Origin of the sequence: Rhizobium sp. WYCCWR 11128, assembly GCF_013416305.1 — a bacterium.
Classification (GTDB): Bacteria; Pseudomonadota; Alphaproteobacteria; order Rhizobiales; family Rhizobiaceae; genus Rhizobium; species Rhizobium indicum.
The window spans coordinates 62,766-78,209 of record NZ_JACCEZ010000015.1 but is presented as its reverse complement, the minus strand read 5'-3'; the positions used below and the strand labels follow the sequence as shown (position 1 = coordinate 78,209).

Sequence of the window (15,444 nt, the reverse complement as noted above, 5' to 3'; positions counted from 1 at the left end):
GAGGATGACCATGAACCAGTCGATCAACCCGCACGACCTTGGCGCCCATGCGGTCGCTGACGATCTCTTTACGCCTGTCGATCCGGCGGCATTCAACGCCGTGTCTCCGCCGATCTTCCAAACGTCGCTCTTCACCTACGACAGTTACGAGGCGATGGAGGATGTCTTTGCCGGACGCACGCGTAACTACATCTATTCGCGCGGCGACAATCCGACGGTTCGCGAATTCGAACTGCTGGTCGCCCGCCTCGAGGGCGCAGAGGATGGACGGGCTTTCTCCAGCGGAACGGCCGCCATTACATCGACAATTCTCAGCCTTGTTGAGGCAGGCGACCGGGTCGTTGCGGTGCGCCATCTCTATAACGATGTCTACCGCCTTCTGGTGAAGCTGCTTGCCAGGCTCGGTGTCGCGGTGGATTTCGTCGATCCCGCCGACCACGACGAGGTCCGCAAGGCGCTGTCGGGTGCCAAGCTGCTCTACCTTGAAAACCCCACATCCTTTGTCTTCGAGCTTCAAGACATTGCGGCGCTGTCGGCCATGGCAAAGGAGGCCGGCGTCACCACCATCATCGACAATTCCTGGGCAACGCCGCTCTTTCAGAAACCGATCCAGCATGGCGTCGATATCGTCATTCACGCCGCCTCGAAATATCTCGGCGGTCACAGCGATACGGTCGCCGGCGTCGTCGTCGGCTCGAAAGAGGCCATCGCCAGGATCAATTCAACGTCTTACCCCTATGTCGGTGCCAAACTGTCACCGTTCGAGGCCTGGCTGCTGCTGCGCGGCATGCGCACGCTGCGTGTCCGTCTCAAGGAGCATGAGCGCAGCGGGCTTTTGCTGGCCGGGCGGCTGAAGGAGCATTCTGCGATCGGACGCGTTCGTCACCCGGCATTCCAGGAACATCCCGGAAGGGCGACGCTGACGGGTTATGCCGGGCTGTTTGCCTTCGACCTCAATCCCGATATCGATGTCGCACGTTTTGTGAATAGCCTTCGCGACATCCGCCTCGGTGTCAGCTGGGGGGGACCAGAAACGCTGGTGGTCCCCGCCAAGGTCGCGTTGCAGATCCCCGACCGGATGACTTCCTTCATCCGGTTCGGCGTGAGCGAGCAGACGGTTCGTTTCGCCGTTGGCCTGGAAGAGCCGGAACTGCTGTGGAGCGATTTGCAGCAGGCGCTGCACGCAGCGAAACGGTAGGCTCCTGCCGGTGCGCATGATCGGGGCGGGAAGCAGGTTCGGCGATCGCCAGATGGCAATGTTCCTCTGCCGCCTTGATCATGAAGTTGACGAGGGTCCTTGAGACGCCGAGTTCGGCTGCAATATCCTTCTGCGGCACGCCGTTGAGGCGATGGCGAATGAAGGCATCGTTGGTTCGCTTCGGCAGCGCCTCGAGCGAGGCAAGCACATTGCGCAGGGTCTCGGCAGCGACGAGCTGGTCGAGCACGGTGGGGATGGGAGCCGTAATCTCCTGAATCTGGTCTATCGACCTATGGTTGTTCAGCTTCTGGCGTCGCCGGCGGCTCTCATCGAGTGCCAGATTGTAGACCATCCGGAAGGCGTAGCCGATCGGGCAACGAATGTCGTCGGTCTTGACACCATAGGCTTTAATGACTCCATCTTGAAAGATATCCTCGGAATATGACTTTGATTTGACAACGCTTTCAATCGTTTTAAGGAGCTTATCCTTGTTTTCGATCATGGCATTGACCACGGCATTTCCGTTCACATCACGATGCAATGTGTGCATTGTCCTGTACCCTTTTTACAAATGGAAAATCAGGCTCTGTCGTTGCTGGCTGGTTCGGTCTTAGCCTTCCTTTTTTGGAGGAAAGTACACGATTTGATTGCAGTGTCTATTTTAAGGTGATAACAGGAGTCAAGTTTAAATCGACCGATCGGAGGCGAGAAAAATGGGAAAAACAATTGAGATCCTGACCGGCAAGGCAGAGCTCTGCCGATCGATCATGGGGGCTTTGCCCGACTGGTTTTCAGAACCCGAGGTTATCGAAGCGAGTGCCCAGGCGATCGAAGACCTGCCGGTGTTCGGTTATGTCGAAGCGGATGTCGTGACCGCGTTGATGGCTTTGAAGCCGCACCCGCCCGGCGCCGTCGAGATCGCGCTGATCGCGACACGACCCGAACATCACGGTCGCGGCGCCGGACGCCATCTCATCGATGCGGCCGAGCGTTTCGGCCATGAATCGGGTGCGCGGCTGCTGACGGTCAAGACGCTCGCCCCGCGCGGCCTCGACGAACCGCAGTTCGAGGCGACGCGGCGCTTCTATGACCGGAACGGCTTTGTGCGGGCGGAGGTCTTTGCAAAGCTCTGGCACGAGGACCATCCATGCCTGTTCATGGTCAAGCCACTCGCCGGCGTCCAGGCAGGTGAGACTGCGCTTTGAGACGACGGGACTTTCTGCTTGGCGCGCATTGGCAATAACTGGCGCGCAGGGCACCCGTCTCTACGCGCGGTGGACGATAGGAGCTAGTGGCGCCCCTCCGGCAGCGGGCAGGCTTCGCCGCAGCCGCCGACGCCCGGCAGGTTATAGCGCAGGCAGCAGACTTTCCTGCGCACGAATTCGAGCCCGCATTGCTGGCGCGCAATGCGGATCATGCCGAACATCGGGTTGCGGCCGCCGCCCGGCCATTGAGCTTCTTCCAGCAGCGCCAAGCCGCCTTCAACGAGGACGGGCTCATGGCGATGAGCGATCTCCTTCAGAATCCAGAAGAGATAGGCCGCGACATTGTTCCAGAGAAGCTTCGGTGCGACGCCGGCGTTGGCGGCGATCGCCGCGATGATGGGCTCGGCGTGACCGAGCATCAGCCGGTGAAGCTCGCCGGCCGGGTCAGTCGTCACGTCCGGCCTGCCGGACATCACGAATGCTTCCGGCTCGCCCGTATGCTCGTTGCAGACGAGCAAAAGCCGGTCGATCTCCAACGACAGCCCGATCCTGTTCACGAACATATGGACGCTCGGAGCAATCGTCAGCATGCTGAAATAATAGAGCGTCCACATCGAGACGATCGCACGACGGTCGCTGCCCGGAAATTTTTGCGCATATCGGCCAATGATCTCGTCGAAGATCGCTCGGTCGCAAAGATCCCTGCAGGAAACAACGATGCCCGTCTGCGGGAGAGCCCTGAGCAGCTTGCCGCGGCAATAGGCGAACGGGCTGTCGCCCACCAGACCGTCGAGGTCGACGGCCTGATGGGCGACAGGATGGTCAGCGATCAAGGTCGGGCGCTGAAACGCCCCGGTTGTCTCCATTGCCGTGCCTCACCACCGGTATTTCAGGGTGCCGGTCATGTTGCGGCCCTGGCCGAGATAGCAAAAGCCCTCTTCGCAAACTGTTTCGCGCTCATCGGCGATGTTGCGGATGGCAAAGGCTGCCGTCAGGCCCTCGTATTTCTTGTCGACTGCGCCGAAATCATAGGAGGCGGATGCATCGACATAGAAAGTCGCAGGGTTCTTCGAGGTATTGGCCACATCCGTCCAAGTCTCACCGATGTAGCGCACGCCCGCGCCAACCGACAGACCGTTGAAGGGATTGATTTCCTGGAAAGTGTAGTTTGCCCAAAGGCTGGCAATATGGGTCGGGGTGATGGCCGGAGTATTTCCGACATTGTTGCCCCCGGTCACTTCGGAGTCGTTGTAGGTGTAGGCCGCAATGATATCGAGACCGTCGGCGATTGCCGCGCGGGCTTCAAGCTCGATGCCCTTTCCGGTCACCTCGCCCTGGGAGTCGTAGGCAAAGGTCAGCGGATCGGCGAGCCTCGGCTTGTTCTGCTCGACGATGTGATAGGCGACGGCCGACAGCAGGATGTCGGAGCCGGGAGGCTGGTATTTCACGCCGAGCTCGTATTGCTCACCCTTCGTCGGCGGAAGAATTGTGTTGGTTCTCGACCGGTTGGTGACCGGATCAAAGGAGGTGGCGTAGGAAACGAACGGCGCGATGCCGTTGTCGAAGAGATAAAGCGCGCCTGCCTGTACGGAGAAGGCATTCTTGTCGACCTCCTCCGAGCTGACCGAGGGCAAGGTCGCATCTCGCGTCTGGTTCACCCAGGTCTGCCGGCCGCCGAGGTTGAAACGCCAGTTTCCGACCTCGATCTGGTCCATGGCGTAGATGCCGACCTGCCGCATATCGGCATCGGAAGCCAAGAAATTATAGTCCGGGGTAGCGCCCGAGACTCCATAGGTCGGATTGGCGATATCGAAGTCGAATGCCGGATCGGCGGCTCCGAGGCCATAGCCAAAACTCGACTGGAGATTGGTGTAGTCGAGCCCAAACAGCATCGTGTGGGCAAGCGGGCCGGTATCGAACTTCGCCTCGAGCTGGTTGTCGACCTGGAAGACGTTCATCTCGTCGCGGATCGAATTCGGGTACCGATGCGCAACAGTGTCCGTCCAGCTCAAGACGCCGAGGTAGCGAGCCTTGAGATCGAGCTGCGAATAACGCAGGTTCTGCCGGAATGTCAGGCCATTGTCGAATTCATGCTCGAACTGATAGCCGACCTGCTGCTGCTTGACCTTCTGGTAGTCATAGTCGGGATCGCTCGCCCTGATGTCGAGGATCCTCCCGTCCGAGGTCGTGATCGCGCCGACATTCGAGTCGGTCTCGTCGGCCTGCGCTAGGCCGTACACCGTGAAGGAGGTGCCCTCGTCCGGTTTCCAGGTGAAGGACGGCGCCAGGAAGTAGCGGTCGTCGGCAATATCGAAATTGGTGTCGCCGCGGCGGGCAAGGCCGACGATGCGATAGAGGAAATCGTCGTTATCTTCGCTGATCGGCCCACCGAAATCGAACATCGCTTGAGCCCGATCCTTGGTGCTGTAGGAAACACCCACTTCACGGATCGGCTCTTCGGTCGGAAGCTTCGATATCTTGTTGACGAGGCCGCCCGGCGATCCCGAGCCGTAGAGAACGGATACCGGCCCCTTGATCACCTCGATGCGCTGCAGTTGATAGGGATCGGTGCGGAACGTGCCGTAGTTGATGTAGGGCTGGCGCAAGCCGTCACGATAGTCACCGACCGTCGTGGCGTTGTAGCCGCGAATGTAGATCTGGTCGAAGCGCGGATCGAAGCCGTTCGGCCCGGTCGTCACGCCGGCCGAATAGCGCACGGCCTCGATGATGCTCTGGGCGCCACGCTGCTCGATTTCCTTCTCGGTGGTCACCGAGACCGAACGCGGCGTCTCGACGAGCGGCGTGTTGATCTTGGTCGCAGCCGAACTGTTCTTGGCGGCAACGGACGTCCGGTCGGTCTTGCTATCAGAGGATGCGCCTTGAATGACGATCGGTTCCAGCGTTGTGGCGCCAGCATCTCCGGATACGCTCTGGGCTGAAGCCGGCGATGCTGCACTTCCGATCAGGACGATCGCTGTCGTGAGAAACAGGCTATCTCTATAAATTCGCGATACATTATTAGAAACATTCAAAAAAACACGCGCCATTGCTTGGTCCCTACGCCACGGATGCGGGCGGAACCTATGGAGCGAAATTGGCCTTGTCAACATAAGATGATTATTTTAGTCACCTTTTAATCGATAAAATCTGCGCCCCCAACACTCCCGAAGGGGTTGCACTCAGCATCGAGGCCCGTAACGTTCTGTGCGGGTAAATTGCCAACGCAGGCGATTCTGTCGTGCGAGAGATCACGTGCGGACCGAGACGACTGTTAATCTGCAGGTTTTGATGGGGCGAACCGTAAATTTGGCCCGGCACAGGTGAGACTTTGAACCGATGTGACACACTTAACAACATACTGTCGTGAAGTGGTCCAAAATCATTAGGGCAAGCATATCGTCTTTCGGGGCGGAATTCGCGGCTCGTCTTGTCTCCGACCGTCTGCTCCCTAGATCCGACACATGGATACCGAGCGAACCACAGCTCCTATCAAATCGGTAAGGGCGTCTTCGCGGAAACCTCTTCAGAGGTTGAGCCCGGCCATTGTAGAGCAAGTCGAGCGCCTGCTTGGTGGACGCACGCGTGATATCCGCCTCAATGGCGAGCTGACTCAGCTTTTTGGCGAACGCTCCTGGCCGCGGACTGCCAAGATCATCCGCGCGTGGATGGTTTGGGTTATCGTGCTCGACGTCCTGACGTTGGGCCTCAACGCGATCTTGCTTCCGGCTGAAACGGTCATGTCGATGCTTTGGCCAGCGTCTATCCTTCCCCCCGCGGCTCTTGTCGCCGCGATAGCCTTCCTGCGGCCGCACGCTTTGTGGGTGCAGGGAGTTTTCCTCCTCTCTGCTGTTTTTCTCATTCTCCTGTCGGTCGCCTTGGTGGGCGTCAATACCGGTGGCGAGTTTTATGAGCGGCATTTGACCATCATGCTTTTTGTGGCCGTCACTGCCATTATCATATTTCCCGTTCCACTCGGTTGGGCGATGGCGATCGGTGCTGCCGCCCTTGGTATCTACCTTGTGTTTCAGGTGCGCAATCCGGGCATCGAAGTGGGAAGTGCTCTGGCCGGGACGCTGTTTTTCGCCAGCGGGGTGGCGGCAACCATCGTTGCCCGACGCACCGCCACCATCTTCGCTCAGAAGACTTTCTTGCTCGAGTTACGAGATCGAAGCCGGCTCGCGGCGCTTACCGACGCCAACTCGCAGCTGGAATTGCTGGCGCGGACCGACCCGCTGACGGGTGTCGCCAACCGGCGTTCGATGATGGAAACGCTAAATCATTTCTGGAACGAGGACCTTAAACGAACGAGCGGCGCGGCGATGCTGATGTGCGATGTCGACGACTTCAAACATCTCAACGATAATCTCGGACATGCCGAAGGCGACCGTTGCCTGGTGAAAGTTGCCGGCATCATTCAGAGCAGCATGAGAGACGAGCGGGACCAGGTCGCCCGGTACGGAGGCGAAGAATTTCTCGTCTTTCTCCCAAGCTCCGATGAACAAGAGGCCGGGTTGGTCGCTGAGAGAATTCGCAGCCGAGTGGAAGCTGCGTCTCTTCCAAATCCTACCTCCCGCGTCGGTCCCTGGGTCACTGTCAGCATCGGCATAGCGATATTGATGCAAAACGGTGAACTCGTGTCAGCAGAGCACATGCAGCGCCAAGCGGATGCGGCCCTCTACCTTGCCAAAAAGACCGGCCGCAACCGGGTCGTGGTCCATTCTCCAGAGGTCGATCAAAGCCTCCAATGAAGTAATTCCAGCAAAAGTACGCTGTTCCTGTTGTCCTTCTGGTGCCCAAAAACGACCGCCTTAAACGGCTTCGAGCCGGTTTGGTGTCGACCGTCCGAGCTTGCCCATTTGACAGATATCCTACAAGTCGATATGTAACATCCATCTTATCGACGATGCGGGAAAGTGACCGGGGCATGACATTGAAATCGATGAAGCCGCTGACGCGCGCCCCGCTGTTGCATGTCTCCGTGCAGGAAAGTCTGCGCGCCTATATCGACGACAATGGCCTTGCGCCGGGAACCCTGCTTCCGGCGGAAGGAGAGCTTGCCACCCAGCTCGGTGTCAGCCGCAATTCGCTGAGGGAAGGCATCAAGGCGTTGGAATCGCTCGGCGTGCTGGAGACGCGGCGCGGCGTCGGCATCTTCGTGAAGGCCTTTTCCTTCGAGCCGCTTCTCGACAACCTCGCTTACGGCCTCGGCGGCGCCCTGCGGCAGATCGAGGAGGTCCTCGAAATCCGGCGTACGCTGGAAGTGGGATTGATCGGCAAAACGATCGACGTGATCGGCGAGGAGGACATCGCCGAGCTGCGCGCCACGGTCAATCGGATGCGCGCCCATGCCGAGCGGGGCGAAACCTTTGCGGAAGACGACCAGCTGTTCCACCGACTGCTGTTTCGCTGCCAGGACAATGAAACGCTCGTGCGGCTGATCGATGTCTTCTGGCTCGCCTTCTACAAGGCATCGGATTTCGTCAATCTTGAAAATGCCGATCCGATGGCGACGTGGCGCGACCATGCCGCGATCGTCGATGCGATTGAGGCAAAAGATCTGGAGGAGGCGCGCAGGCGCCTGGATCGTCACTACGAGGGCATCGCCCGGGTGATTGCCAACAACAAGACAAGTTCAAACGTGGGAGGAACACATGAAAAGACTGTCTAGATTATCCGTTATTGCGCTTGGCGCTCTGCTGTCGACGGCTGCCGTTCCGGCTCTTGTCGTTTCGGGCGCAGCAGCTGAGGCTCAGGCAGCCACGCTGTCGGGTGGCTTCGATGTCGGCCCCGGAGGCTTCCAGGGCAACTTCAATCCGCTCGCCGCGACCGCCGGCTTCACCTGGCTCAGCGTCTACTACGAACCGCTGATCACCTATGACGAGAAGCTGCAGAAGGTCGTCGGCGCGCTGGCAAGCTCCTACGAGGTCAGCTCCGACCAGATGACCTACACGTTCAAGCTGACGGACGCCAAATGGCATGACGGCAAACCGTTCACCGCCAAGGACGCGAAGTTCACCATGGGCCTTGCTATGGATGCGAAAACCGGCTCGGTGCTCGCTGCCCGGCTGAAGGGCATATCGTCGGTCGAGACGCCGGATGAGCACACTGTTGTCATCAAGCTCAGCGCGCCGAGCAGCAGTTTTCCCGACACGATGACCAAGGTGATGATGCTGCCCGAGCATGCGCTCTCCTCGATTCCGGCCGACCAATTAGCGAAGAATACCTGGTGGTCCACCGCTCCGATCGGCACCGGTCCGTTCAAATTCACCAAATACGTCTCGGATCAATATGTCGAACTTGCCGCAAACACCGATTATCGCGGTGGCAAACCTGCACTGGAACGTGTCATCAATCGTTATTTCGCCAACCCGGCCGCAGCAATCGCTGCGCTGAGATCCGGCGAAATCCAGTTCACCTATGTCGATTCCAACGACGTGCCGACCTTCAAGGACAACAAGGACTTCCAGGTCATCGAAGGCAACTCTTTCGTCGTCAACTATCTCGGCTTCAACCACGAATCCCCGCTCTGGAAGGATGTGCGCGTCCGCCAGGCGGTGATGTACGCGATCAATCGCGATGCCATCATCCAGAGCCTCTATGGCGGTGCGGCCAAGCCAGCCAATTGCGCCTATGTCGCCGACCAGATGATACCCCAGGGCATAGACAGCTATGCCTATGATCCCGAGAAGGCCAAGCAACTGCTGACGGAAGCCGGCTGGGACCAGATCAATGGCGGCAAGCCGATCACCCTTCTGACCTATTACACCACGCCGCTGGCCACCAACGTGCTTGCCGCAGTCCAGGCGATGCTTGCCCAGGTCGGCATCAACATCGTCCCGCGCGCCGTCGATGCCCCGACCTATAACAGTATCGTGCTCAATGCGACGCCGGACATTGCCCAGTTCCAGTTGGTTTATGCCGGGCTGCAGAACGGGCCGGATGCCGGAAGCATCAATGTCGGCCTTAACGAGAAGCAGATCCCTCCGGCCGGACCGAATGTCGCCAGGGTTCGCATGCCTGACCTCACCAAGGCGCTCGATACCGCGCTGGCCGAGCCTGACAGCACCAAGCGGGATGCCGCCTACCAGGACGTCTGCAAGGTGATGAACACCAACCTGCCCTGGGCGACCCTCTGGGTGGCAAACCGCTACGGCATCGTCTCGACCAAGGTGAAGGATTTCGTCTGGACGCCGGCGCCTGGCGGCGGCCCCTACCAGGCCAACCCACAGAAATGGTCGATCGCCGAATAGGCGTTTTCCGCGAAAGCTTTGAGGGTGGCTTCGGCCACCCTGACAAGACGGCTCGATAAGACGGATTGCCGATGCTCCAATACAGTCTCAGACGCCTGATCATAGGAATGGGCATGCTCGTCGCCCTGAGCATGCTGATCTTCCTGCTGCTGCGCCTGACACCCGGCGATCCGATCGATGCCTATATCGATCCGAACCTGCCGATGTCGCCGTCAGACCTTGCCGATCTGCGCAGAAGCCTCGGGCTCGATCAGCCCTTGCCCGCGCAGTATCTGGGCTGGTTGCAACAGGCGTTGACGGGCAATCTCGGCTATTCGATCAAGCGTCTCGATCAGCCGGTTCTGGGTTTAGTGCTGTCACGGATCGGCCCGACAGTGCTCTTGATGGGCACCGCACTTGCCTTTGCCATCGTCGCAGGCATCACCTTCGGGGTGATCGGCGCCGTCCGCCGCAATTCGCTGGCCGATCTCTCCTTGTCGGTGATTGCGCTTGCCGGCATTTCCAGCCCGGCCTTCCTCAGCGCGCTGATCGGCCTTTATATTTTCTCCGTTCGTCTGCACTGGATGCCATCAGGCGGCATGCTGACGCCGGGCGAGGAATTCTCGCTCGGCGACCTCCTCCACCATCTGATCCTGCCAGCGGCACTTCTGTCTGTCGCGCAAGCCGCATTGATCATGCGTTACATGCGCGCTTCGCTGCTCGAAGTCCTGAACCAGGATTACGTGCGCACGGCCCGCGCCAAGGGCGTTCGCGAGTTCTGGGTCATCACCAAGCATGCCTTGCGCAATGCGCTTCTTCCGATCGTGACGCTGATCGGCTCCACCATCGGACTTGCAATCGGCGGCGCCATCTTCATCGAGAGCGTCTTCAACTGGCCGGGCATGGGGCTTTTGCTCGTCGATGCCGTGCAGACCCGTGACTACCCCGTCATCATGGGGGCGACGCTCGTCATCGGTACCTGCGTTATCGTCGTCAATCTTCTGACCGATATCACCTATGCGGTCGTCGACCCGCGCATCAAGGTGGGTTGATCATGCTGGCACGCTCTTCCGAACGCCGGAGCCCCGGACCACTTGCCCGCGCCTTCAGTCGGTTTCTGCTCAATCGCGCAGCCGTTGCCGGCGTCTGCATTGCCATTCCGATGCTGCTGCTGATCCTTTCCTATCCGCTATGGTGGGCTTTCCGGCCGAACGACATCGATCTTCTGGCCATGAATAGCGGCCCGACGGCAACGCACTGGTTCGGAGCCGACGGCGTCGGCCGCGACGTCTTCGCGCGCGTGCTCGAGGGCGGCCGGATTTCGCTGCTGGTCGCTGTCGCATCGACCGCGCTTTCGGCAGTCATCGGGTTTCTCTTCGGGGCAATCTCGGCGCTTGCAGGACGCTGGACGGACGCCGTCTCGATGCGCTTCGTCGATCTGGTGATGACCCTGCCGCCCGTCATCTTCCTGCTTGTGCTCGCTTCGATTGCCGGCACCGGCATCTGGCCGACGGTGCTGGTCATCTCGCTGCTCTCCTGGCCGCTGCTTGCGCGCATGATCCGCTCGCGGCTGCTGGAATTGCGCGAACGCGACTTCGTCATGGCCGCCCGCGGCATGGGCGCCGGCATCGGACATCTGCTCTTTCGCCACGGCCTGCCGAACTCGATCGATATCCTCGTGGTCTATGCAACGCTTCAGATCGCCAATGCCATCCTGCTCGAGGCGGGGCTATCCTTTCTCGGTCTCGGCATCGCCCCGCCGGCGGCAAGCTGGGGCAACATGCTGAACGCGGCCCGCTCGACCGCGGTGCTCGAACAATATCCGTGGCAATGGCTCTTCCCCGGCGCGGCGCTGATCCTTGCCGTGCTTGCAATCAATTTCATTGGCGATGGCCTCAGAGATGCCTTCGACCCGCGTGCCGAACTGAACTGACAATCGAAAGAAGCGAAAATGACCAAATTCAAGGGTGTCGTCCCCCCCGTCGTAACACCGCTCAATCCGGATCTCACCATCGACTACCCATCCTATACACGCGTGCTCGAGCATCTGATCGATGCCGGCTGCCATGGCGTATTCGTGCTCGGTTCGACGAGCGAGGTGATCTTCCATAACGAAAAGACCCGGCGGGACATCATCGAACATTCGGCCAAGGTGGTGAATGGTCGGGTGCCGCTGATCGTCGGCGTCATCGATCCGACCACGGATCGCGTCATCGCCCATGCGAAGGTCGCAAAGGCGGCCGGCGCCGATGCAGTCGTGGTGACGGCGCCATTCTATACCGTCACCAGCCAGTCCGAGATCCTCGACCACTTCCGTTACATCCGCGACGCGGTGGATGTTCCCCTGGTCGCCTACGACATTCCCGTCTGCGTTCACGTCAAGCTGCAGCGCCAGACCGTCGTCACGCTCGCCAGGGAAGGCGCGATTATCGGCCTCAAGGATTCCAGCGGCGACGACGGCAACTTCCGCTATGCGCTCCTCGATCTTGCCGAGCACAAGGACGTCTTCCTGATGACCGGCTCCGAGATCGTCGTCGACACTGCCTTGCTGATGGGCGCCCATGGCGTCGTTCCCGGTATCGCCAATGTCGATCCGCACGGCTATGTCCGCCTTTGGGATGCTGCCCAGCGCGGCGACTGGGTCGCCGCGAAGAAGGAGCAGGAGCGCCTCTGCCGCCTGTTCGAAATCGTCTGGGTCGCGCAGGGCCGGGTCAGCGGCGGCGCAGCCGGCATCGGCGCCTTCAAGACCGCCATGCGCAGCCTCGGCATCATTGATTCCGCTGTCATGCCGCGGCCGCGTGCATCCCTCAACGATGCCGAAACGGCGCGGATCGACGAGATCCTGCGTGTTACCGGCCTGCTGAACTGAGCCGACCGATGGGACAGACCGCCGAACCCGTACTCGACATCAGGGGATTGCGAACGATCTTCCGCATCCGCGGCGGCGAGATCACGGCGGTCAACAATATCGACCTGACTGTTGCCGCCGGCGAGACGCTTGCGCTCGTCGGCGAATCCGGCTCCGGCAAGTCGGTCACCAGCCTGTCGGTCATGCGGCTGCTGACCCGCAACATCGGCGTGATCGCCGCAGGCAGCATCCGCCTCGCGACCAGCGACGGCGTGGTCAGAGATCTCGTCTCCCTCGACGAAGAGAGCATGCGCAGGATCAGGGGCGACGACATCGGCATGATATTCCAGGAGCCGATGTCGAGCCTCAATCCCGTCTTCACCATCGGCGATCAGATCGCCGAGCCAATCCGCATCCATCGCGGTGCCGACCGCAAGGCGGCGATGAACGCAGCCGTCGCGTTGCTTGAAAGCGTCGGCATACCGGACGCCCGGCGCCGCGCCGGCCAATATCCGCACGAACTGTCGGGCGGCATGCGCCAGCGCGCGACGATCGCCATGGCGCTCGCCTGTGATCCGGCGCTGCTGATCGCCGACGAGCCGACAACCGCGCTCGACGTGACGATCCAGGCGCAGATTCTCGACCTGCTCCTCAAGCTGCAGCGCGAGCGCGGCATGGCCATGCTCTTCGTCACCCACAATCTCGGCGTCGTCGCCGAAATCGCCCATCGCGTGGCTGTGATGTATGCCGGCCGGATCGTCGAAGAAGGGCCGGTCGGCGAAGTGTTTCGCAATCCGAAGCATCCCTACACGATGGGCCTCCTCGCCTCCATGCCGCGCCTTGGCGATGCCGCGCGGATGAAGCTGGCCGGCGAAAAGCTTGCGGCCATTCCCGGCATGGTCCCGAGCCTGATGAACATGCCGAGCGGCTGCGCCTTTTCCCCGCGCTGCAAATTCGCGATCGAAGCCTGTCGCGCTGCCGTTCCCGCGCTCGAACAGGTCAATCCGCAGCACCGCAGCCGCTGCATCAGATGGCAGGAGATCTAGATGAGCGCACCGCTGCTCTCCGTCCGCGACCTTTCGAAACATTATACCTCCCGTGGCACGCGGCTGAACATTCTCCAGGGCATCTCCTTCGATATCGGCAAGGGTGAAGTCGTCGGGCTTGTCGGCGAATCCGGCAGCGGAAAGACCACGATCGGGCGTTCCGTCCTTCGCCTCGTCGAGCCGTCGTCAGGCAGCGTCCGTTTCGACGGGACGGAACTCACAGCACTTTCCGCCTCCGCGCTCAGACGGCAACGGCCGCGCATGCAGTATATTTTCCAGGACCCCTTCGCCAGCCTGTCGCCGCGCATGACGATCGGCGAGATCCTGACGGAAGGTCTGAAGATCCAAGGGATCGGAACCGCCCGCGACAGGCTCGAACGGGCGCAGTCGGCGTTGGCCCAGGTCGACTTGCCTGCTGATGCGATCAATCGGTACGCGCATGAATTTTCCGGTGGCCAGCGCCAACGCATCGGGATTGCCCGTGCGTTGACCTTGTCGCCCGAATTCATCGTCGCCGATGAGCCGGTCTCGGCGCTCGACGTGTCGATCCAGGCGCAGGTGATCAACCTGTTGCGCGAACTGCAGCAGCGGCTTGGCCTGACCATGCTGTTCATCTCGCATGACCTGGCCGTCGTCGAATATATCTGCGATCGGGTGATCGTGCTCTATCTCGGCCGCATCATGGAAATCGCGCCGAGTGCCGATCTCTATGCGAGACCGCAGCATCCCTATACGCGCGCGCTGCTGTCGGCGATTCCATCGCCCGATCCGGATGCCCGCCGCAACAGGCAGATCCTGAAAGGCGATATTCCAAGTCCGGCCAATCCGCCGAGCGGATGCGTCTTTCGCACGCGCTGTCCGAGCGCGCTCGAGGCCTGCGCTGGCGCCGTTCCGCAATTGCGGGAAACCGCGCCCGGCCACTTCAAGGCCTGCATTCGCGACGACCTCAACTGATCCGTCATCCATCGGAGAAAAAAAGATGACTGCGAAGACGCCGCATCCCGCCATCAGCGGAAATTGGGCGAGCCTGCTTCTACCGATCGCGGCCGATGACAGCATCGAATTCGACAAGCTCGGCGAAGAGATCGACATCCTCATCGATGCCGGCGTCGATGGTATCTATTCGAACGGCACTGCCGGCGAATTTCACAATCAGACGGAGGTGGAGTTCGACAGGATCCAGGCAATGCTGGCCGAACGCTGCAAGGCATCTTCAACGCCATTCGTGATCGGCGCCTGCCAGCCCGACCCGCTGATCATGCTCAATCGCGTCCGCCGCGCCGCCGTGTTCGACCCCCGCGCCATTCAGGTCATATTGCCGGACTGGTGGCCGCTCACCGATGCCGAGGCGATCGACTTCCTGACACGAGCGGCCGAGGCTGCCGACGGCATTCCGCTCATCCTCTACAACCCGCCGCATGCAAAACGCGTGCTGGCGCCAAGGGAGCTCGGCATGGTCTGCGCGGCAGTGCCTGAGGTGATCGGCATCAAGCTCGCCGATGGCGACGCCTCCTGGTATGCCGAGGCACGCCGGCATCTGTCCGGGCTTTCGCTCTTCGTCCCAGGCCATCATCTCGCAACCGGCACCAAGGAAGGTGTGGCAGCAGGCTCCTTTTCAAACGTGGCCTGCCTCAGTCCCCGCGGTGCTCAGACCTGGACGGTCTCGATGCGAAACGATATCGACGCCGGACTCGATCTGGAGCGACGCATCTGCACGTTTATGGACGCGCATATCGTCCCGTTTCGCCAGGAATTCGGCTATTCGAACGCCGCTCTGGACAAGCTTTTGAGTGCGATCGGCAATTGGGGACCCGTGGGCACCCGTTTGCGGTTTCCCTACCGCTCGATAGACATGGCAGAAGCGGTCAGGTTGCAACGCATCGCACGCTCCGAACTCCCCGATCTTTTCCCCTGAGTT

At 60.5% G+C, this 15,444-nt stretch carries 14 protein-coding genes; 11 read left to right on the top strand and 3 right to left on the bottom strand.

The window, feature by feature from the left end:
• Positions 1 to 10 precede the first annotated feature (10 nt).
• The gene (locus tag HX898_RS30140; RefSeq protein WP_138390366.1) at positions 11 to 1,198 is read left to right on the top strand and encodes a PLP-dependent transferase; all 1,188 of its coding nucleotides are present in this window, start codon (positions 11 to 13) and stop codon (positions 1,196 to 1,198) included.
• Here HX898_RS30140 and HX898_RS30135 read toward each other — a convergent pair.
• Positions 1,089 to 1,748 carry a sigma-70 family RNA polymerase sigma factor gene (locus HX898_RS30135; RefSeq protein ID WP_180196559.1) on the bottom strand — a complete coding sequence of 220 codons (660 nt, stop codon included), beginning with the start codon at positions 1,746 to 1,748 and terminating at the stop codon, positions 1,089 to 1,091. The two genes, HX898_RS30140 and HX898_RS30135, sit on opposite strands and share 110 nt — an antisense overlap.
• 163 nt (positions 1,749 to 1,911) lie before the next feature.
• Here HX898_RS30135 and HX898_RS30130 point away from each other — a divergent pair, with 163 nt between their 5' ends.
• Positions 1,912 to 2,403: a GNAT family N-acetyltransferase gene (locus HX898_RS30130; RefSeq protein ID WP_171597856.1), complete on the top strand. Its 492-nt coding sequence runs from the start codon at positions 1,912 to 1,914 to the stop codon at positions 2,401 to 2,403.
• A gap of 83 nt (positions 2,404 to 2,486) precedes the next feature.
• On the opposite strand, the gene fhuF is transcribed toward HX898_RS30130, so the two are convergent.
• Both fhuF and HX898_RS30120 read right to left on the bottom strand, forming a co-directional pair.
• Positions 2,487 to 3,269: a siderophore-iron reductase FhuF gene (gene fhuF / locus HX898_RS30125; protein ID WP_180196558.1), complete on the bottom strand. Its 783-nt coding sequence runs from the start codon at positions 3,267 to 3,269 to the stop codon at positions 2,487 to 2,489.
• A 9-nt stretch (positions 3,270 to 3,278) separates the two neighbouring features.
• Entirely contained in the window at positions 3,279 to 5,450 is a 2,172-nt protein-coding gene (locus HX898_RS30120) for a TonB-dependent siderophore receptor (RefSeq protein ID WP_138390374.1), read from the bottom strand.
• Between the two features lie 483 nt (positions 5,451 to 5,933).
• On the opposite strand from HX898_RS30120, the gene HX898_RS30115 reads away from it, so the two are divergent.
• The 9 genes from HX898_RS30115 to HX898_RS30075 all read left to right on the top strand — a co-directional run bounded on the left by HX898_RS30115 (position 5,934) and on the right by HX898_RS30075 (position 15,441).
• Complete coding sequence (locus tag HX898_RS30115; RefSeq protein WP_180196557.1) at positions 5,934 to 7,151, top strand: GGDEF domain-containing protein; 1,218 nt, start codon at positions 5,934 to 5,936, stop codon at positions 7,149 to 7,151.
• Between the two features lie 176 nt (positions 7,152 to 7,327).
• Positions 7,328 to 8,071: a FadR/GntR family transcriptional regulator gene (locus HX898_RS30110; RefSeq protein ID WP_003550551.1), complete on the top strand. Its 744-nt coding sequence runs from the start codon at positions 7,328 to 7,330 to the stop codon at positions 8,069 to 8,071.
• A complete protein-coding gene (locus HX898_RS30105) occupies positions 8,055 to 9,653 on the top strand; it encodes an ABC transporter substrate-binding protein (RefSeq protein ID WP_180196556.1) in 1,599 nt (532 codons plus the stop codon). The genes HX898_RS30110 and HX898_RS30105 overlap by 17 nt, the downstream gene beginning before the upstream one ends.
• A gap of 71 nt (positions 9,654 to 9,724) precedes the next feature.
• Positions 9,725 to 10,684: an ABC transporter permease gene (locus tag HX898_RS30100; RefSeq protein ID WP_180196555.1), complete on the top strand. Its 960-nt coding sequence runs from the start codon at positions 9,725 to 9,727 to the stop codon at positions 10,682 to 10,684.
• Between the two features lie 2 nt (positions 10,685 to 10,686).
• Entirely contained in the window at positions 10,687 to 11,565 is an 879-nt protein-coding gene (locus HX898_RS30095; RefSeq protein WP_003550548.1) for an ABC transporter permease, read from the top strand.
• 18 nt (positions 11,566 to 11,583) lie between these two features.
• The gene (locus tag HX898_RS30090; protein WP_180196554.1) at positions 11,584 to 12,501 is read left to right on the top strand and encodes a dihydrodipicolinate synthase family protein; all 918 of its coding nucleotides are present in this window, start codon (positions 11,584 to 11,586) and stop codon (positions 12,499 to 12,501) included.
• An 8-nt stretch (positions 12,502 to 12,509) separates the two neighbouring features.
• Positions 12,510 to 13,526: an ABC transporter ATP-binding protein gene (locus HX898_RS30085; RefSeq protein WP_180196553.1), complete on the top strand. Its 1,017-nt coding sequence runs from the start codon at positions 12,510 to 12,512 to the stop codon at positions 13,524 to 13,526.
• Positions 13,527 to 14,480, top strand: a complete 954-nt coding sequence (locus HX898_RS30080; protein WP_180196552.1) for an oligopeptide/dipeptide ABC transporter ATP-binding protein — start codon at positions 13,527 to 13,529, stop codon at positions 14,478 to 14,480.
• A gap of 25 nt (positions 14,481 to 14,505) precedes the next feature.
• Positions 14,506 to 15,441: a dihydrodipicolinate synthase family protein gene (locus tag HX898_RS30075; protein ID WP_180196551.1), complete on the top strand. Its 936-nt coding sequence runs from the start codon at positions 14,506 to 14,508 to the stop codon at positions 15,439 to 15,441.
• Positions 15,442 to 15,444 lie beyond the last annotated feature (3 nt).

Bases quoted from the DNA above. Each gene is read 5' to 3' on its own strand.
- HX898_RS30140 (WP_138390366.1), top strand. From the start codon at position 11: ATGAACCAGTCGATCAACCCGCACGACCTTGGCGCCCATGCGGTCGCT.
- HX898_RS30135 (WP_180196559.1), bottom strand. From the start codon at position 1,748: ATGCACACATTGCATCGTGATGTGAACGGAAATGCCGTGGTCAATGCC.
- HX898_RS30130 (WP_171597856.1), top strand. From the start codon at position 1,912: ATGGGAAAAACAATTGAGATCCTGACCGGCAAGGCAGAGCTCTGCCGA.
- fhuF (WP_180196558.1), bottom strand. From the start codon at position 3,269: ATGGAGACAACCGGGGCGTTTCAGCGCCCGACCTTGATCGCTGACCAT.
- HX898_RS30120 (WP_138390374.1), bottom strand. From the start codon at position 5,450: ATGGCGCGTGTTTTTTTGAATGTTTCTAATAATGTATCGCGAATTTAT.
- HX898_RS30110 (WP_003550551.1), top strand. From the start codon at position 7,328: ATGACATTGAAATCGATGAAGCCGCTGACGCGCGCCCCGCTGTTGCAT.
- HX898_RS30105 (WP_180196556.1), top strand. From the start codon at position 8,055: ATGAAAAGACTGTCTAGATTATCCGTTATTGCGCTTGGCGCTCTGCTG.
- HX898_RS30100 (WP_180196555.1), top strand. From the start codon at position 9,725: ATGCTCCAATACAGTCTCAGACGCCTGATCATAGGAATGGGCATGCTC.
- HX898_RS30095 (WP_003550548.1), top strand. From the start codon at position 10,687: ATGCTGGCACGCTCTTCCGAACGCCGGAGCCCCGGACCACTTGCCCGC.
- HX898_RS30090 (WP_180196554.1), top strand. From the start codon at position 11,584: ATGACCAAATTCAAGGGTGTCGTCCCCCCCGTCGTAACACCGCTCAAT.
- HX898_RS30085 (WP_180196553.1), top strand. From the start codon at position 12,510: ATGGGACAGACCGCCGAACCCGTACTCGACATCAGGGGATTGCGAACG.
- HX898_RS30080 (WP_180196552.1), top strand. From the start codon at position 13,527: ATGAGCGCACCGCTGCTCTCCGTCCGCGACCTTTCGAAACATTATACC.
- HX898_RS30075 (WP_180196551.1), top strand. From the start codon at position 14,506: ATGACTGCGAAGACGCCGCATCCCGCCATCAGCGGAAATTGGGCGAGC.